The sequence below is a fragment of the Albidovulum sediminis genome, from assembly GCF_025380365.1.
Lineage (GTDB): Bacteria > Pseudomonadota > Alphaproteobacteria > Rhodobacterales > Rhodobacteraceae > Albidovulum > Albidovulum sediminis.
Genome location: NZ_JAOCQF010000001.1, coordinates 1,600,793 through 1,618,853, shown reverse-complemented (window position 1 = coordinate 1,618,853; position 18,061 = coordinate 1,600,793). Strand labels below are relative to the sequence as shown.

General features: G+C 67.0%; 12 protein-coding genes and 1 pseudogene. All 13 read left to right on the top strand.

Annotated elements, in window-relative coordinates:
• The 13 genes and pseudogenes from tssF (at nt 1) to tssK (ending at nt 18,048) form a co-directional block, all read left to right on the top strand.
• Nucleotides 1–1,878 carry a type VI secretion system baseplate subunit TssF gene (gene tssF, locus N5I32_RS08025; protein ID WP_261494877.1) on the top strand — a complete coding sequence of 626 codons (1,878 nt, stop codon included), beginning with the start codon at nt 1–3 and terminating at the stop codon, nt 1,876–1,878.
• Nucleotides 1,842–2,864 carry a type VI secretion system baseplate subunit TssG gene (gene tssG / locus N5I32_RS08020; RefSeq protein WP_261494876.1) on the top strand — a complete coding sequence of 341 codons (1,023 nt, stop codon included), beginning with the start codon at nt 1,842–1,844 and terminating at the stop codon, nt 2,862–2,864. The genes tssF and tssG overlap by 37 nt, the downstream gene beginning before the upstream one ends.
• 41 nt (nt 2,865–2,905) lie before the next feature.
• A complete protein-coding gene (tssH, locus tag N5I32_RS08015) occupies nt 2,906–5,617 on the top strand; it encodes a type VI secretion system ATPase TssH (protein ID WP_261494875.1) in 2,712 nt (903 codons plus the stop codon).
• A gap of 21 nt (nt 5,618–5,638) precedes the next feature.
• Nucleotides 5,639–6,646: a hypothetical protein gene (locus tag N5I32_RS08010; RefSeq protein WP_261494874.1), complete on the top strand. Its 1,008-nt coding sequence runs from the start codon at nt 5,639–5,641 to the stop codon at nt 6,644–6,646.
• 48 nt (nt 6,647–6,694) lie between these two features.
• Nucleotides 6,695–7,555 carry an ion transporter gene (locus N5I32_RS08005; protein ID WP_261494873.1) on the top strand — a complete coding sequence of 287 codons (861 nt, stop codon included), beginning with the start codon at nt 6,695–6,697 and terminating at the stop codon, nt 7,553–7,555.
• Nucleotides 7,548–8,033 (top strand): annotated as a pseudogene (tssB, locus tag N5I32_RS08000) (type VI secretion system contractile sheath small subunit); the annotation flags it as partial. The gene N5I32_RS08005 and the pseudogene tssB, both read left to right, overlap by 8 nt.
• Before the next feature lie 60 nt (nt 8,034–8,093).
• The gene (locus N5I32_RS21335; RefSeq protein WP_369414293.1) at nt 8,094–11,597 is read left to right on the top strand and encodes a type VI secretion system contractile sheath domain-containing protein; all 3,504 of its coding nucleotides are present in this window, start codon (nt 8,094–8,096) and stop codon (nt 11,595–11,597) included.
• Nucleotides 11,597–11,875, top strand: a complete 279-nt coding sequence (locus tag N5I32_RS07990) for a hypothetical protein (RefSeq protein ID WP_261494872.1) — start codon at nt 11,597–11,599, stop codon at nt 11,873–11,875. The genes N5I32_RS21335 and N5I32_RS07990 overlap by 1 nt, the downstream gene beginning before the upstream one ends.
• 28 nt (nt 11,876–11,903) lie before the next feature.
• The gene (locus N5I32_RS07985; protein ID WP_261494871.1) at nt 11,904–14,063 is read left to right on the top strand and encodes a type VI secretion system Vgr family protein; all 2,160 of its coding nucleotides are present in this window, start codon (nt 11,904–11,906) and stop codon (nt 14,061–14,063) included.
• A 7-nt stretch (nt 14,064–14,070) separates the two neighbouring features.
• Nucleotides 14,071–14,679 (top strand): DUF6931 family protein, encoded by a 609-nt coding sequence (locus tag N5I32_RS07980; RefSeq protein WP_261494870.1) that lies wholly within the window; start codon nt 14,071–14,073, stop codon nt 14,677–14,679.
• Between the two features lie 9 nt (nt 14,680–14,688).
• Nucleotides 14,689–14,988 carry a PAAR domain-containing protein gene (locus N5I32_RS07975; RefSeq protein WP_261494869.1) on the top strand — a complete coding sequence of 100 codons (300 nt, stop codon included), beginning with the start codon at nt 14,689–14,691 and terminating at the stop codon, nt 14,986–14,988.
• A gap of 9 nt (nt 14,989–14,997) precedes the next feature.
• The gene (gene tagH / locus N5I32_RS07970; protein WP_261494868.1) at nt 14,998–16,647 is read left to right on the top strand and encodes a type VI secretion system-associated FHA domain protein TagH; all 1,650 of its coding nucleotides are present in this window, start codon (nt 14,998–15,000) and stop codon (nt 16,645–16,647) included.
• 63 nt (nt 16,648–16,710) lie between these two features.
• Nucleotides 16,711–18,048: a type VI secretion system baseplate subunit TssK gene (tssK, locus tag N5I32_RS07965; protein WP_261494867.1), complete on the top strand. Its 1,338-nt coding sequence runs from the start codon at nt 16,711–16,713 to the stop codon at nt 18,046–18,048.
• Nucleotides 18,049–18,061: the final 13 nt, after the last annotated feature.

Genomic DNA, 18,061 nt, shown 5'->3' with positions numbered 1-18,061 from the left:
ATGGATACCCGGCTTCTGCGTCACTACGAGGGGGAGCTTGCCTTCCTGCGCGAGATGGGCGGAGAGTTCGCAAGGGCCTTCCCCAAGATCGCCGCCCGGCTGGGGATGGAGGGGATCGAGGTCGTCGATCCCTATGTCGAGCGGTTGCTCGAAGGGGTGGCGTTCCTGTCGGCACGCGTCCAGCTGGAGCTGGAACTTCAGTTCCCGGCGCTGACCTCGCATCTGCTGGAAATCGTCTACCCGCACTATCTTGCGCCGACCCCGTCGATGCTTGTCGCCGCGTTCCAGCCCGATCCGGGCAAGGCGCCGATGGTGGACGGCTACACCCTTCCGCGCGGCAGCAACCTGCGCAGCAAGATCGCCGAGGGGGCGCAGACCGCCTGCCTGTTCCGCACCGCGCACGATGTCAAGCTCTGGCCGATCGAGATTGCCGAGGCGGAATACATCGACGGCCGGGGCGAGCTGGTGGCGGCGGGCGTCGCCAGGGACGTCGAGGCCAAGGCCGGTATCCGGCTCAGGCTGCGCACGCTTGGCCAGCAGCCCATTTCCAATCTCTCGCTCGACCGGCTGACGCTGTTTCTCAACAACCAGTCCGGCGTGAACTGGCAACTGCACGAGATGCTGTGCACCGAGGTCACCGGGCTGATCGGCCGGTCCACCGACCGCCGGGCGGACTGGACGCTGCAACTCCCCCAGGGCGGGGCCGAGCCGCGCGGCTTCGACCGGGCTGAGGCGCTCTTGCCGACGCCGCGCCGGTCCTTCGACGGCTACCGGCTGTTGCAGGAGTACTTCGCAATGCCCGAACGGTTCCACTTCGTGGACCTCGTCGGGCTTTCGCCGGCGGTGCGCAAGTCCTCGAACGACCAGCTTGACCTCTACATCCTGTTGCGCGAGGGGCGCGCGAACCTCGCGCCCGCGATCTCGCCCGCGGCGTTCACGCTTTTCGCGACGCCCGCCGTCAACCTCTTCACCCGTCGCTGCGACCGCATCCATCTCAAGGCGACCGATGTCGAACAGCACATCGTCGCGGACCGGACCGCGCCGCTCGACTACGAGATCTACCGCGTCGACAGCGTGACCGGGATCAGCGGCGAGGGCGAGGACGACGTCCGGTTCCGCCCGTTCTATTCCTCCGACGACTTCACCGCGGCGGGGGACACCTGGCCGGCCTATTACACCCAGCACCGGCGGATGCGGCAGCGGTCGGAGAAGGAGCGGCTGCGGGGGGTGCGCACCTCCTATCTCGGTTCAGAGCTATACGTTTCCCTCGTTGACAGCCGGCAGGCGCCCTTCGCGGCAAACCTGACCCAGCTGGCGGTGACGGCACAATGCACCAACCGCGACCTGCCGCTTCTGCTGGCGACAGGGACGGACAACGTCTTTCACCTGCCCGACGGCGGGCCGGTCAAGGCGGTGCGCACGCCGGTGCCGCCGACGCGGCCCCGCCCGACGCTTGCGCAGGGCGACACCGCCTGGCGACTGATCAGCCACCTCAGCCTCAATTACCTCTCGGTCGCCGACACCGCGCAGGGTGGTGGCATCGCCGCGCTGAAGGAACTGATCGGCATCTACGCGCCCCAGGGCGACCGGGTGATGGAAAAGCAGCTCGAGGGCATCCTGTCGGTCACCAGCCGCCCGATCGTGCGCCGCATCCAGGACGAGGTGCTGTCGACCGCGGTCCGCGGGATCGAGATCAGGATCGACTTCGACGAATCCTTCTTCGAGGGCACGAGCGTCTATCTTCTGGGCGCGGTCCTGCAGAAGTTCTTCGAGAAATACGTGGCCATGAACAGTTTCACCGAAACCGTGCTGACCACCCACCAGAGAGGAGAGATCGCGCGATGGCGTCCGGCAAAGGGACTGGGCCGGATCATCTGACGCATCTCGCGCAGCTGGCCGACAACCCCCAGTCCTTCCACATCTTCCACGCGCTGCGTGTAATCGAGGCGGCCTTCCCCGAGGCGCCCCGGCTGGGCGAAAGCCGGCGCCCGGCGCAGGACCGCGTCAGGCTCGGGCAGGAGGCGGAACTGGCGTTCCCGCCCTCGACCATCGCCGGATTCGATCCGCCGGCAGGCGAAAGCCCCGGCCGGCTCACCAACCGCTTCTTCGGGCTGTTCGGCCCGCACGGGCCGCTGCCGCTGCATATGACGGAATACGCCCGCGACCGCCTGCGCAATCATCGCGATCCGACCTTCGTCGCCTTCGCGAACATGCTGACGCACCGGCTGATGAGCCTGCTTTACCGCGCCTGGTCTGCGGGCCAGCCGGCGCCCTCGTTCGACCGGCCGGAGAACGATCCCGTCCAGCGCAAGGTCGCGGCGATCTCGGGCCATGTCGGCAAGGGCATGGCCGAACGCGACGCGATGCCCGACCTGGCGAAGCGCTATTTCGCCGGCCACCTGGCGGTCGGCGCGAAGAACGCCGAAGGGCTGGTTTCGGTCCTGTCGGCCTTCTTCCGCGTGCCCGTCAATGTGCGCCAGTTCGTCGGCGCCTGGCTCGACCTCGAGCCCGACGACCGCTGGCAGCTTGGCGCGCGCGCGGGACTGGGCCAGGCGACGAGCGTCGGCCAGAAGGTCTGGTCGCGCAGCGCCAAGTTCCGCGTCCTGATCGGCCCCCTGACGCTTGCGGACTACCGGCGGCTCCTGCCCGGCAGCGCCTCGCTGGCGCGGGTGGAGGCGGTGGTGCGGAACTACATCGGCGATACGCTCGACTGGGATGTGAACCTCATCCTGAAGGCGGAAGAGGTTCCGGTGGCGCGGCTTGGTGCGGACACGCAGCTGGGCCAGACCTCGTGGATCGGCAAGCGGACAAGGACCGGCAACGCGGATGACCTTTGCGTCGTTCCGCGGTCGCGATTGGGATAACGGGACCGGCGCATCCGGCCCAGGCGGAGGGAGTGAGAGAGATGAGCGAGATCAGCAGGGTCGCCCTGTTCGGCAAGTTGAACCGCCTGGCCTACCAGGCGATCGAAAGCGCCACCGTCTTCTGCAAGATGCGCGGCAATCCTTACGTGGAGCTTGTCCACTGGCTGCACCAGATCCTGCAGGGGCAGGACAGCGACATCCACCGTATCATCCGCCACTTCGACCTCGATCCGGGCCGGATCGCCGCCGACATGACGCGCGCGCTCGATGCGCTGCCGCGCGGTGCCAGCGCCATCTCGGACCTGTCCGAACACCTCGACGACGCCACCGAACGGGCCTGGGTCTACGGCTCGCTCCAGTTCAACTCGGGCCAGATCCGCACCGGCTTTCTCATCCTCGGGATGCTGAGGACGAAGCACCTGCGCGCGATCCTGACCGGGATCTCGCCCGAGTTCGGCAAGATCAAGGCCGACGACCTTGCCGAGAACTTCGCCCGCGCCGTCGAAGGCTCGCCCGAGGACGGGCTGCGCGCCCAGGACGGGTCCGTCATGGGCGGCGGCGTCGAGCCGGGCGAGGCGTCGGGCGCGCGTTCGCCTGCCCAGATGGGCAAGCAGGAGGCGCTGAACCAGTTCTGCACCGACCTGACGCAGCAGGCGCTCGACGGCAAGATCGACCCGATCGTGGGCCGCGACGAGGAGATCCGCCAGGTCGTCGACGTGCTGATGCGGCGGCGCCAGAACAACCCGATCCTGACCGGCGAGGCGGGCGTGGGCAAGACCGCGGTGGTCGAGGGCTTTGCCCTGCGCATCGCGCGGGGCGATGTGCCGCCCTCGCTCAAGGACGCGCGGCTCCTGTCGCTCGACGTGGGTCTTCTCCAGGCCGGCGCCTCGATGAAGGGCGAGTTCGAGAACCGCCTGCGCCAGGTGATCGAGGAGGTGCAGGCCAGCCCGGTGCCGATCATCATGTTCGTGGACGAGACCCACACGCTTGTCGGCGCGGGCGGCGCGGCCGGGACGGGCGACGCGGCCAACCTGCTCAAGCCCGCGCTGGCGCGCGGCACGCTCAGGACGATCGGCGCCACCACCTGGGCCGAATACAAGAAGCATATCGAAAAGGACCCCGCGCTGACCCGCCGCTTCCAGGTCGTGCAGGTCGAGGAGCCGGACGTGCCGAAGGCGATCCGGATGATGCGCGGCATCGCCTCGATGCTGGAAAAGCACCACCGCGTGCAGGTTCTGGACGAGGGGATCGAGGCCGCGGTGTCGCTGTCGGCGCGCTACATTCCCGCCCGCCAACTGCCCGACAAGTGCGTGAGCGTCCTTGACACCGCCTGCGCCCGCGTCTCGATCAGCCAGCACGCGGTGCCGGCCGAGGTCGACGACAGCCGCAAGCGGATCGAGGGGCTCCAGACCGAGCTCGAGATCATCGACCGGGACGAGACCGCGGGTTACGACGTGACCGAGCGGCGCGCCGCGGTCAGCCATGCCAAGGCCGAGGAAGAGGCGCGGCTGGCCGCCCTGACCGAACGCTGGGAACGGGAAAAGGCGGTGGTCGAGGAGATCCTCGCCATCCGCGCCAAGCTGCGCGAGGGCGGCGCGCCGGTCGACGCCCCCAACGCGGCGGGCGAGGAAGCGGCGAAGGCCAGCCCCTTGAGCGCGGAGGAACGCGCAAAGCTGGTCGAGGAGCTGCGCGCGAAGAACGCCGAGCTGACCGCCATCCAGGGTGAAAGCCCGCTGATCCTGCCCATCGTCGACGCGCAGGCGGTGGCGACCGTCGTCGGCGACTGGACGGGCATTCCCGTCGGGCGCATGATGAAGGACGAGATCGACACCGTCCTGCATCTGGAGGAGCACCTCGCCAAGCGGGTGATCGGCCAGGACCACGCGATGAAGATGATCGCCAAGCGCATCCGCACCAGCCGCGCCGGGCTCGACAACCCGTCAAAGCCCATCGGCGTCTTCATGCTGGCCGGCACCTCGGGCGTCGGCAAGACCGAAACCGCGCTGGCGCTGGCGGAAATGCTTTACGGCGGTGAGCACAACGTCATCACCATCAACATGTCCGAGTACCAGGAGGCGCACACGGTATCGTCGCTGAAGGGCGCGCCTCCGGGCTATGTGGGCTACGGAGAGGGCGGCGTCCTGACCGAGGCGGTCCGGCGCAAGCCCTATTCGGTCGTCCTTCTGGACGAGGTCGAAAAGGCGCACCCGGATGTGCACGAGATCTTCTTCCAGGTCTTCGACAAGGGCGTGATGGAGGACGGCGAGGGGCGGGTGATCGACTTCAAGAACACCCTGATCCTGCTGACCTCGAACGCCGGGTCCGACATGATCATGGACATGTGCGCGGACCCCGAGCTGATGCCCGACCCCGAGGAGATCGCGAAGGCGCTGCGCGACCCGCTGCTGAAGATCTTCCCGGCGGCGCTGCTCGGGCGTCTGGTCACGATCCCCTACTATCCGCTGTCGCCCTCGATGATCGCGGCGATCACGCGGCTGCAGCTCGACCGGATCAAGAAGCGGGTGAAATCCACCCACAATGTCCCCTTCACCTACTCGGACGCGGTGGTGGATACGATTGTCTCACGTTGCCAGGAACTGGAAAGCGGCGGCCGCATGATCGACGCGATCGTCACCAACACGATGCTGCCCGACATCTCGGGCGAGTTCCTGAAGCGGATGATGGCGGGCGAGGACGTGCGCAAGGTGGACATCGGCGTGGCGGACGGTGAATTCACCTACGCCTTCGACTGAGACGACGGGAGGGAGAGGACGATGGCAGGCAAGAAGACGATGCTGGCGGAACTGAAGGTCAGTCCGCGCAAGGAATTCGACAAGAAGTCGAAGGACTGGGTCAAGTCCGACTCGGACCTTGTGAAACTGTTTGCCAAGGACTTTGAATACTCCCAGTCGCTCGAGCTTGATGATGGCAAGTGGAGCGAGAAGAAGCTGGCCAAGGCCCTTGAGGGCCTTGTGCTTTACGAGCTCAAGTACATCGCCACGGCGGTCGCGCTGGCGATGAAGTCGGTGGAAAAGTCGCCCGAGAAGATGAAGAAGACGGTCGACAAGGACCTGCCGGCGGCCCTGGCCGACACCGCGAAACTGATCCGCAAGAAGTGCAAGGCGGCGCTGGAGGAACTGGCCTCCTCCTCCGGCGCGGGGGCGGACAAGAAGGTTCTGAAGGAAGGGCTCGACGTCGTGCGCGAGGTGAACTCGGTTTCGTTGAAGGACGTCTTCAGCGATCCCGCAAAAGAGGTCATCGCCGCCTTCGACACGCTCCACAAGGAGCTTGTGAAGGCTGAGCGTGACGAGGCGCTCGCCAAGGACGAAGGCGACGACAAGAAGAAGAAGGCGCTCATCAAGGCGGCGGACAAGCGGCGCGATAGCGCCTTCGCGCGCTCCGCACGCTCGATCGACCAGGTCAAGAAGAAGTATGGCGCCACGAGAAAGCAGATCGAGTCGGCCATCGATGCCGTCGTCGGCCTGCGCGACAGTCTGAAAGATGCCGAGGCGAAGGAACTGCAGGATTTCGCCGACGACGTGAACAAGAAGATCTCGTCGCTGAACAAGCTGCAAAGCGAGCTTTACGAATTCGACGTGGAACTCGGGGAAGCCCACAACGATGTCGCCAGCCGCAAGGACGACAGCGACAACATCGGCCGCAAGCGCGAAAAGTTCGAGAAGGACGCCGGGCAGCACGACAGCGCCGGCGAAAAGGCCCGGAAGGAATTCGTCGACCTTGCGGCGCATTTCAAGCGCATCGAGAAGAAACTGAAAGTCTGAACAGATGCCGGCGCCGGCAGGTCCGGCCCGGCTTCCCGGGGGGTGAAGATGGAAGGCAACGCAGTCGCAGGGCAGGACCGATCGGCGAGGGAGGCGGTGCGCGTGTTCATCGAACGCGAAAGCGTGCGCAACGCGATCCTGGCGGTGATCATCTTCAATGCCGTCACGCTCGGGGTTTCCACGTCGAGCTGGGCCAAGGCTCATGCCGGCGATGCGCTCTCGCTCATCGACGGGCTGGTCCTGACCATCTTCGTGTGCGAACTGGCGCTCAAGTTCTTCGCCTACCGGCTCTCGTTCTTCCGCTCGGCCTGGAACATCTTCGACCTCGTGGTGGTCAGCGTCGGGCTTCTGCCCGCGACCGAAAGCCTTTCGGCGCTGCGTGCGCTGCGCGTCATCCGGGCGCTGCGGCTTCTCTCGATCGTGCCGCAGATGCGCGCGGTCGTGCAGGCGCTGTTCGACGCGCTTCCGGGCATGGGCGCGGTCATCATCATGCTGGGCATCGTGTATTACGTCTTCGGGGTGATGGCGACGATCATCTTCGGCCCGGTCTTCGACGAATGGTTCGGCACCATCGGCCGATCGCTCTATTCGCTGTTCCAGATCATGACGCTGGAAAGCTGGTCGATGGGCATCGTCCGGCCGGTCATGGTGGAGTTTCCCTATGCCTGGGCGTTCTTCGTGCCCTTCATCATCATCACCGCCTTCTCGGTCCTCAACCTCTTCATCGGTCTGCTGGTCAACACCATGCAGGGCGCGGTGGAGGCGGAGGAGCAGAAGGAATTCGAGGTGCTGCGCGATCTCGTGCGAAGCGAGACCGACCAGGTCGATGCGCATGTGCTGGAACTGAAGGACGAGATCGCGGCACTGCGCCGCGAGATCGCGGGTCTGCGGGGCAGGGCGGATGGCTAGCGGATCGCAGAAATTCATCGCCCGCAACCGCGCGCCCCGCGTCCAGATCGAATACGATGTGGAGCTTTATGGCGCCGAGAAGAAGGTGCAACTGCCCTTCGTCATGGGGGTGATGTCCGATCTTGCCGGCAAGTCCGCCCGGCCGCAGCCGTCGATCGAGGACCGCAAGTTCGTCGAGATCGACGTCGATAATTTCGACGACCGCATGCGCGCCATCGCCCCGCGCGTCAGCTTTGCCGTGCCGAACACGCTGAGCGGCGAGGGCAACATGGCGGTCGACCTCACCTTCGAGAGCATGGCGGATTTCTCGCCCGGCGCGATCGCCGCCCGGGTGGAGCCGCTGCGCGCGCTGCTGGAAGCGCGCACGCAGCTTTCGAACCTCCTGACCTACATGGACGGCAAGGCCGGCGCCGAGGCGCTGATCGAACGCGTTCTGGGCGACCGCAACCTTCTGGCCGCTCTCGTCGCCGCGCCCGCCGTGCAGGATGTCTCCGCCGACGATGCGCTCGCCGGGCTGCGGGCAGCGGCGCCGGAGACGATGGCAGAGGACACCTCGGCCGACGACGCGCTGGCCGCCTTGCGAGCGTCGGCGCCAGAGGCGGCTATAGAGGACACCTCGACCGACGATGCGCTTGCTGCGCTGCGGACGGCGGCACCCGAGGAGGCTTTGGAGGACACCTCAACCGACGATGCGCTCGCCGCGCTACGGGCAGCGGCGCCGGAGGCGGTTGTGGACGACACCTCAACCGACGACGCGCTTGCTGCACTGCGGACGGCGGCACCCGAGGAGGCTGTAGAGGACACCTCGACCGACGATGCGCTCGCCGCGCTGCGGGCAGCGGCGCCGCAGGCGGTTGTGGACGACACCTCAACCGACGACGCGCTTGCAGCCTTGCTGGATTCGGCGCCGGAGGCGGCTGAGGAAGAAAACTCCACGGACGACGCCCTAGCGGCCTTGCGAGCGGCTGCGCCAGAGGCCGCTGCGGAAGATACCTCTGCCGATGACGCTCTTGCGGCCTTGCGTGCGGCAGCGCCGGAGGCGGTTGCGGAGGATACCTTCACGGACGACGCGCTTGCCGCGCTTCTGACGGCGGCACCCGAGGAGGCTTTGGAGGATACCTCAACCGACGACGCGCTTGCGGCTTTGCTCGGCGCGACACCCGAGGCGGCTGAGGAGGACACCTCTACCGACGACGCGCTTGCGGCTCTGCTGGATTCGGCGCCGGAGGCGGTTGTGGATGACGCCTCGACCGACGACGCCCTAGCGGCCCTGCGAGCGTCGGCGCCGGAGGCAGTTGTGGAGGACACTTCGACCGACGACGCGCTCGCCGCCCTTCTGGACGCGGCACCGGAGGCGGTGGCAGAAGATACCTCCACCGACGATGCGCTTGCGGCCTTGCTGGACGCGGCGCCGGAGGCGGCTGAGGAAGATACCTCCGCCGATGACGCCCTTGCGGCCTTGCGTGCGGCGGCGCCGGAGGCGGTAGCGGAGGACACACCGGCCAATGACGCGCTCGCGGCTTTGCTCGGCGCGACACCCGAGGCGGCTGAGGAGGACACGTCCACCGACGACGCGCTCGCGGCGCTGCTGGATTCGGCACCAGAGACGCCTGCGGAAGATACTTCCGCCGCCGACGCGCTTGCGGCTTTGCTGGACTCGGCGCCGGAGGCCGCTGCGGAAGATACCTCTGCCGACGACGCGCTTGCGGCTTTGCGGACGGCGGCACCCGAGGCGGCTGTGGAAGATACATCCGCAGACGATGCGCTTGTGGCTCTGCTCGACACGGCACCGGAGCCGGTAGCGGAGGATACCTCCGACCTCGACGCTCTCTTCTCGGACACCGATGCAGACGCCGCGTCCGATCTTGACGCTCTGCTCTCGGGCGGCAGTGAGGACGTCGTGTCCGATCTCGACGCGTTGTCGGGGACAGGGGACGACGCTTCCGACCTTGACGCGCTTCTCGCCGGTGACGGCGGGGATGCAGGGTCCGACCTCGACGCTCTGCTCTCGGGCGGCAGTGCGGACGCCGCGTCCGATCTCGACGCGTTGTTGGGGGGAGGGGACGACGCTTCCGACCTCGACGCGTTGCTCGCGGGGGATGGGGATACGGACTTGTCGGGCGGCGCGGACCCCGGCGAGGCGGACGCATCCCGCATGGATACGGAGGATGACATGTCCGGAACCTCTGACGATGGTGAGGCCGGTGCGCACGGTGGCCCGTCCGAACGCAGGGTGGAGCACCCGTTCGGCTTCGTCTCGGCCCCGCGCCCGGCACCCGAAGACCTGCGGCGCACCGGTTTTCGCATGGCGATCTTCGGCGATTTCACCGGCCGTGCGGCGCGCGGCCTGATCGAGCCGGGCGAGGGGCTGGCCCATCGCCGCGCGATCCCGCTGGACGTCGATACGGTGGAGGAGGTGATCGAGGGCTTCGCGACCGAGCTTGTGCTTCCGGTCGGAGCGGACGGCGCGGGTATCAAGGTTGCGCTCAAGGATCTCGACTCGCTGCATCCGGACGAGATCTTCGACAATGTAGAGGTCTTTTCGGGCATTTCCGGCCTGCGCCAGCGGCTGAAAAGCGCCTCGCTCGCCCCTGCCGCGCTGGCGCAGCTTCAGAAATGGGGCGAGGCGCACGGCCAGCGGCTGGCGCCGCCGCGGCGCACGTCGGCAGGCTCGGCGGTGCCCGCGAATCTGAAGCTGGGCGCCTTCCAGCAACTGATCGGCGACACCGGCGGGCGGCTGACGCAGGCATCGCCCATCGACGACATGGTGGCGCGCATCATCGGCCCGCATGTGGTCGAGGCGCCCAATCCCGACGCGAGCGCGATGCTGAAGGCGGTCGATGACGCGCTGTCCTCGGCGATGCGGCTGATCCTGCACCACCCCGAGTTCCAGTCGGTCGAGGCGCTGTGGCGCTCGCTCGACTTCCTGGCGCGGCGGATCGAGACGGACGTCAAGCTGACGATCGACCTCTTCGACGTCTCGGCCGAGGAACTGGCCGTCGATCTTGCGGCGCAGGACGACCTGTCGGACAGCGGCTTGCTGCGGCTTCTGACCGACCGGCCGCTGGGCGAGGAGGGGCCGGGGGGTTATTCCGCGCTGTTCGGTCTTTACACCTTCGAGGAGACGCCGCCGCACGCGGAACTGCTGGCGCGGATCGCGCAGGTGGCCGCGCATGTGGACGCGCCGTTCTTCACTGCCATTTCGCCGGCCTTCCTCGACGTCGCGAAGGAGGACCGCCACCCGCTCGTCGCCAAGGCCTGGGACACGCTGCGCGCGCTGCCCGAGGCGGCCTACCTCGGCGTCGCCTCGCCCCGGTTCCTGCTGCGCCGCCCCTATGGCGAGCGGACCGATCCGGTCGATGCCTTCGATTTCGAGGAGTTCACCGAAAGCGAGGGGCTGTCGGGCATGCTCTGGGCGAACCCGGTGCTGCTGGTCGCGGTGCTGCTGGGCATCGGCTGGTCGAAACACGGCAAGCAGATGAGCCTGGGGTCGGTCATGTCGATCAACGACATCCCCTTCCACTACGTCCGCGACCGCCACGGCGATCAGGTCGCGCTGCCGCATACGGAGCGCAACCTGACCACCTCTAAGGTGCAGCACGTCGTCACGCGCGGCTATCAGCCGGTCCTGTCGATCCGGGGTCGGGACGAGATCCGGCTGGGATCGTTCCAGTCGCTTGCGGGGTCGGAGATCCGGGGCCGCTGGACCGGCGTGCCGATGCCGCCGAAGGAACCGCCGCCGACGATGCCGGGCGTGGCGGCGCGGCCGGCCGACATCGAGATGGACATTCCCGCGCCGGCCGGGTCGGGGGGCGACGATCTCGATGCGCTCCTTTCCGGGCTCGACACTGGTGGGGGCGCGGCGGGCGATGCGGACCTCGATGCGCTGCTATCCGGCCTGGACATCGGCGGCGGGGATGGCGAAGGGTCCGGCGATGCCGATCTCGACGCGCTTCTTGCCGGGTTCGACGATCTGGGGTCTTCGAGCGCGGAACCGGGCGAGATGGACCCGGAACTCGCTGCATTGCTGGAGGGATTGTGATGACCGACGCAAGCGGACCGGAACCGCGCATGGTGCTTTTGCAGATCGGCGAGACCTACTGGCTTTCGCAGGGTGAGGAATACCTAAACCCGATGCTGATGGGCGGCGGGTTCTTCCCGACGCCGGTGATCTGCTACCAGTTCGCGAACCACTTCGCCCTGCGCGCCTACCTGGGCGCCGATCAGTCGATGACCGATTTCTGGGGCATCAACCCCGACATCGTCGCGCGCCTGCGCCGCGATGGCCACCTTTTGGACTGCGAACCGCCGATCGAGTGATCGGGACGCCACGGCAGGAGGATCTGGGATGACTGAACCCGATACCAAGTTCGAGGGCCGGATGGTCCGGATGGAGTGTTCTTTCGCGGACACCAACGTCTTCCTGAAGTCGGCGGTGGTCGAGGAAGGGTTGAGCAGGATCATGGACACTACGGTGGAGTTTCTGGCCAAGGACCGCGCGCTCGACCTTGCGACCGTGGCGGGCAGCACCTTCACGCTCTTCGTCAAGGCGCAGGATGACAGCGAACGGAAGTTCATCGGCACCTGCGTTTCGGTGCGCTTCCTTGGGCTTTATCAGGGGTTCGGCCATTTCGAGGCCAAGGTGCGCCCGCGGCTGTGGTTCCTGACGCTCGGCAAGAACAACCGCATCTTCCAGAACATGACGACGCCCGACATCGTCAAGCAGGTCCTGTCGGATGCCGGGTTCACCGACATCACGGATTCGCTGTCGGGCACCTACACCGAACGCGTCTACTGCGTTCAGTACGGCGAAAGCGATTACGACTTCATCTGCCGCCTGATGGAGGAGGAAGGCATCTACTTCTTCTTCACCTATTCGGGAACGGTCGACACGCTCGTTCTGGCCGACGGCGTGGGGGCCCATTCGGCGGTTCCCGGCGCGGCCAGCATCGAGTTCCACTTCCGCGAGAAAGCCTACCGGCGCGCGAACGACCACATCTTCGAATGGGCGCCAAGCGAGGCGGTGGTGGCGGGCAGCGTGGCGATGACCGACTACAACTTCGAGACGCCAAGCGCGAGCCTGATGAAGGTCACGACGGTGACCAAGGGCAGCCACGACCACAACAGCTACGAGATCTATCACTACCCCGGCCATCACACGACCGTGGACGAGGCTGAGGGGCGCACGAAGGTCGCGCTCGAGGCGAAGGCCGTCGGCCACCAGACCTATCGCGGGGCATGCAACGTGCGCACCTTCGCGGCCGGCGCGACCTTCACCATGACGAACCACCCGCGCACCTCGGACCAGACCGAGTTCCTGGTGACGAAGGCCACCCACCAGTTGCGGGTCGAGACCGACTATGACGACGACCAGACCCGGCAGCGGGTGCTTGAACGCGACGGCGCGCAGGTGACCGACGACCAGATCGATTCCTATCGCTGCCTGTTCGAGACGATTCCCAAGGCCACCCAGTTCCGCGCGCCCAAGGTAACCCCCTGGCCGGTCATCGGCGGCCTGCACACCGCGAAGGTCATGGGGCCCTCGGGCGAGGAGATCCACACCGACACCTACGGGCGCATCAAGGTCAAGTTCCACTGGGACCGGAACGAGGCCACCGACGATACCTGCACCTGCTGGGTGCGCTGCGTCATGCCCTGGACCGGCAACGGCTGGGGCTTCATCGCCATTCCGCGCGTGGGACAGGAAGTCGCCATCATGTTCGAGGAGGGCGACCCCGACCGGCCAATCTGCACCGGCATGCTCTATCACGCCGAAACGATGCCGCCGAAGACCTCCGAGACCGCGCCGCCCCATGCGTCGGCCCGGACCGATCACACGCTGCCCGCCAGCATGACCCAGACCGGGATCAAGACCCACAGCACCAAGAGCGGGAACGACACCACCTACAGCGAACTGATCTTCGAGGATACGAAGGACGCCGAATTCGTGCGCCTTCAGTCCGAGAAGGATTATTTCGAGATCATCAAGGACAACGCAATCATCACCATCGGGATGGAGAAGAAGAACCCCGGCGACTTCACCCAGACCATCTACAACAGCCGGACCGAGACGGTGAAGATGGGCGACAGCACCTTCACCGTCGAGACCGGGAACGAGATCCGCTCGATCAAGACCGACCAGACCGAGGACATCGGCCAGAACGTGACGCGGACGGTGGGCGCGGACCGGACCGAAACCGTGACCGGCAATCACACCGAGACGGTCAAGAGCGACAATTCGGTCACGGTCGAGGGCAAGTCGGACTTCACCGTCACCGGCAACATCACCGAGACTTCGTCAACCGGCAGCATCGCGATCGAGGCGGCGACCGAGATCACGCTGACCGTGGGTTCGAACTCGATCAAGATCGACCAGACCGGCATCACCATCACCGGCGCGATGGTCACCATCGAGGGCAAGGGTACGCTCGAGGCCAAGTCGCCTATGACCACGGTGAAGGGTGACGGCATGCTGACCCTCAAGGGCGGCATCACGATGATCAACTGAGGATGCCATGAGCAAGCGATTTGCAGATCTGAAGAAGATCCCGAAAGAGCCCGCAGCGCGCATGTTGGCGATGGCCAACGCCAAGCTGCAGACCAAGGTCACGCTGCCCGTCAACGCGCCGGTCGAGGCGATGCTGGAGGCGCTGGACGCCGAGGGGGCGGTCTTCGACATGATCCGCCTTCTGTCCGTGGCGCTTCCCGCGCGCGAACGGGTCTGGTGGGCCTGCCTTGCGGCGCGCGACTATGTCGGCGAGGCACCGAAGAACAACACGCCCTCGCTCGCGGCGGCGGAGGCCTGGGTCTTCAAGCCCTCGCCCGAGAACCGCGAGAAGGCGCGCGCGACGCTTGACCATGCCGATGTCGACGACGACACGGTGCACTGCGCCAACGCGGTCGTGTTCTGCGACGGCACATTGGGGGAAGGGGCGCTGTCGCAGCATCCCGCGCCGGTCGGCGCGTCCGAAGTCTGCGCCTTCGCCATGAACCTCGTGGCATTGAAGAAGCAGTCTGATAGGTTTCCGCAGTACGCCCACGAACTGATCGACCGCGCGCTCGACATCGCGCGGGGCGGCAACGGTCGGGTCGGGCAGGCCGCGCCGGCCGGCGATGGCGCATAGGAGGGCACGATGGGATTTCCGCAAGCGCGCGTCACCGACCTGCACGGCTGCATGGCGCCGTCGATTCCGCCGCCGCCGGTCCTGCCGGTGCCGATCCCGATCGGGCCGCCCTGCGCGCCCACGGTGCTTGTGGGCGGCCTGCCGGCGGCACGCGCGACCGACATGACCCTGGCAGTCCCCCCCCATCCGATCGCCAAGGGGTCGGGGACGGTGCTGATCTGCAACCTTCCCGCCGCCCGCATCACTGACACCTGCGGCTGCGGCGGACCCATCATCCTGGGTTGTTTCACGGTGCTCACGGGCGGATAAAGAAGAAGAATGGCAGTCACGCTCAGATTCCAGTCCACAGGCATGATCCCCGGCCAGGCGCAGCCGGTGGTTATGCGCGGCAACAGCCTGACCATCGGGCGCGGTCCCGAGAACGACCTGGTCCTGCCCGATCCCGACCGCATGATCTCCAAGCGTCACTGCGTGATCGAGGATCACAACGGCAACGTCGTGGTCGTCGATCTTTCGACCAACGGGACGTTCCTGAACTATGGCAAGGTGCCGCTCGGCAACGTGCCGACGCCGCTGAACGACGGCGACATCCTGAGCATGGGCGGCTATGAGCTTCTGGTCAGCTTCGGGCAGGCGCAGCGGGATGCGATGGCGCATATCCCCGATCCCTTGGCCGATGGCCCGGTGTCGCACGGCCACGCCGGTCGCGCGCCCGATCCGCTGGCGCTGCTGGAAGACACGCACGGCAGCGGCAAGGGCGACTTTCTGGACGACCTTCTGGGCTCCTCCCAGCCGACCGGCCCGCGCGGGCTGAAGCGGCACGAGCCGGAGGACCCGCTGCTGCCGCCCTTGGGAGAAAACGACCTTCTGGCGCCCGCGCCCGTGCCGGAATGGGACGGGCCCGCGCAGAAATACCACAACCCCTCGGTCGAGGATGCCTTTACCCCGTCGGGCCGCGCCGCCGTCATTCCGGATGACTGGGACGAGGATTTCCTGTCCCCCGCCGCGCCGAAGAAGCCCACGGCCCCGCCCGCACCCGCACCCGTCCCACCTGCGCCGCCCGCCGCGCCAGCCACCCCGCCGGCCGCGCAGATCCCCGACTTCGACGATGATTTCCTGACCCCCGCCGCACCCGCGCCGAAAGCAGAGACGCCCCCGGCCGCTCCTGTCACCCCGCCGTCGCCGCCGCCCGTGGCGCCCACGCCGACCGCGTCGCCCGTCGCGCCCGCCCCTTCGGACCCTTTCCTGGAGGAGGGGGAAGAACCCGCCGCACCCCCGTCTGCGAAGGCGACCGCGCCGGCCGAATCCGCCCCGGCGCCAGCTGCCCCGGCCGTCACCCCGCCACCCGTCGCGTCGCCCGCCCCACCGCCCGCGGCGTCGGCCGGCGATGCCGCGCTCGCGCAGGCGTTCCTGGCCGCGATGGGGATGACGGAGCTAACGATCCGGGACGAGGATCTTCCCGCCACCATGACCCGGATGGGCACGGTCCTGAAGCTGATGATCGAGGGGATCCGCGAGATTCTGATGACGCGCACCTCGATCAAGGGCGAATTCCGCATCAACCAGACCATGATCGGCGCGGGCGGCAACAACCCGCTTAAGTTCTCCATCTCGCCCGAGCAGGCGATCGAGGCGATGGTGAAGCCGACCGCGCGGGGCTATCTCGACGCGCCCGCCGCGACCGAACAGGCGCTCAGGGACATCAAGGCGCACGAGGTCGCCATGGTCACCGGGATGGAGGCCGCGCTGAAGGGCGTGCTGAAGCGGCTCGACCCCAAGGCGCTGGAGGAGAAGATCCAGGGCGGCGGCGGCATCGGCGACTTCCTCAAGGGCAAGAAGGCGCGCTACTGGGAAGTCTACGAAAAGATGTATTCGGAAATCTCGGATCAGGCGGAAAACGACTTCCACGATCTTTTCGCGCGCGAATTCGCGCGCGCCTATCAGGAACAGCTGGACCGGCTGAAATAGCCCGGTCCGGATCGACGTAAAAAGGCCGGCCGGTCCGGCAATGGAAAGCGGGGAGAAGCGCGTTTGTCCTGGGAAAGCAAGGTTCTGTGGACCGAAGGCCTGTTCCTTCAGCCGCATCATTTCCAGCAGTCCGACCGGTATGCCGAGGCCTTGGTGTCCGGTCTTGCGCGGCGCGTCCTGCCCTATGTCTGGGGCTGCTCGACGCTTGAGATCGATGACGAGCTTCTCAAGATCGGCAAGTTCGCGATCCGAACCTGTTCGGGCATCACGCCCGATGGCGCGATCTTCCGCGTGCCGCAGGTCGAGGATCATCCCGTCGCGCTCGAGGTGCCCGAGTCGGTGAAGGACTGCGTCGTCTACCTGACCGTCCCGTCCCGCCGCGCCGGCGCGATCGAGGTGGACCTGTCCGGCGCAGACCAGTCCGCCAGCCGCTACAAGCCCGCGGAGGTCGAGGTGATGGACTCGATGGGGCGCGACCGCAAGGCCGCCACCGTCGGCGTGGCCAAGCTGCGCCTCTCGTTCGCGCTGGCGGTCGATGACCTCGCCGACCGGCTGGTGATCCCGGTCGCGCGCATCATCGAGGTGCGGTCGGATCGCGAGATCGTGCTGGACAAGGGATTCATCGCCTCGGCCATCGACGTGCGCGCGGCGCCCCCGCTCAACGATTTCCTGCGCGAGATCGAGGGGCTTCTGGCGCATCGGATGGTGGCGCTTGCGGGGCGGCTCTCGGAAGGCGGGGCGAAGGGGGTTGCGGATGTCTCCGACTTCCTCCTGCTGACCGTGGTGAACCGGGCGCTGCCGGTCTTCCGCCACATGCTCTCGATCGAGAACATCCACCCTGAACGCGCCTACCGCGAATGCGTGGCGCTGGCCGGGGAGCTGGCGTCGTTCATGGCGGGCGAAAAGCACCCGCCGGAGTTTCCGGCCTACCGGCATGGCGAGCTGACCTCGACCTTCAACCCGGTGATCCGCACGCTGAGGCAGTACCTCTCCTCGGTCATCGAGCAGACGGCGGTGGCGATCCCGCTCGATCCGCGCAAGTACGGCATCAGCGTCGGCGTCATCGCCGACCGCAAGCTGATCAACCGCGCGGGCTTCGTGCTGGCGGTCAAGGCGGATGTCCCGGCCGAGACGATCCGGCGGCATTTCTCCGGCCATGCGAAGATCGGCCCGGTCGAGGAGATCCGGCAACTGGTGAACTCCGCCCTGCCGGGGATCACGCTGCGCCCGCTGCCGGTGGCGCCGCGCCAGATCCCCTATCACGCGGGCGTGGTCTATTTCGAACTGGACGGCGAAAGCGCATACTGGGGCAAGATGACCACCTCGGGCGGGATCGCGGTGCATGTGTCGGGCGAGTATCCGGGGCTCTCGATGGAGCTTTGGGCGATCCGTCAGGGCTGAGGACGGGAAGGAC

Bases quoted from the DNA above. Each gene is read 5' to 3' on its own strand.
- tssG (WP_261494876.1), top strand. From the start codon at position 1,842: ATGGCGTCCGGCAAAGGGACTGGGCCGGATCATCTGACGCATCTCGCG.
- N5I32_RS07980 (WP_261494870.1), top strand. From the start codon at position 14,071: ATGAGCAAGCGATTTGCAGATCTGAAGAAGATCCCGAAAGAGCCCGCA.
- tssH (WP_261494875.1), top strand. From the start codon at position 2,906: ATGAGCGAGATCAGCAGGGTCGCCCTGTTCGGCAAGTTGAACCGCCTG.
- N5I32_RS08010 (WP_261494874.1), top strand. From the start codon at position 5,639: ATGGCAGGCAAGAAGACGATGCTGGCGGAACTGAAGGTCAGTCCGCGC.
- N5I32_RS07985 (WP_261494871.1), top strand. From the start codon at position 11,904: ATGACTGAACCCGATACCAAGTTCGAGGGCCGGATGGTCCGGATGGAG.
- N5I32_RS07975 (WP_261494869.1), top strand. From the start codon at position 14,689: ATGGGATTTCCGCAAGCGCGCGTCACCGACCTGCACGGCTGCATGGCG.
- N5I32_RS21335 (WP_369414293.1), top strand. From the start codon at position 8,094: ATGGCAGAGGACACCTCGGCCGACGACGCGCTGGCCGCCTTGCGAGCG.
- N5I32_RS08005 (WP_261494873.1), top strand. From the start codon at position 6,695: ATGGAAGGCAACGCAGTCGCAGGGCAGGACCGATCGGCGAGGGAGGCG.
- N5I32_RS07990 (WP_261494872.1), top strand. From the start codon at position 11,597: ATGACCGACGCAAGCGGACCGGAACCGCGCATGGTGCTTTTGCAGATC.
- tagH (WP_261494868.1), top strand. From the start codon at position 14,998: ATGGCAGTCACGCTCAGATTCCAGTCCACAGGCATGATCCCCGGCCAG.
- tssF (WP_261494877.1), top strand. From the start codon at position 1: ATGGATACCCGGCTTCTGCGTCACTACGAGGGGGAGCTTGCCTTCCTG.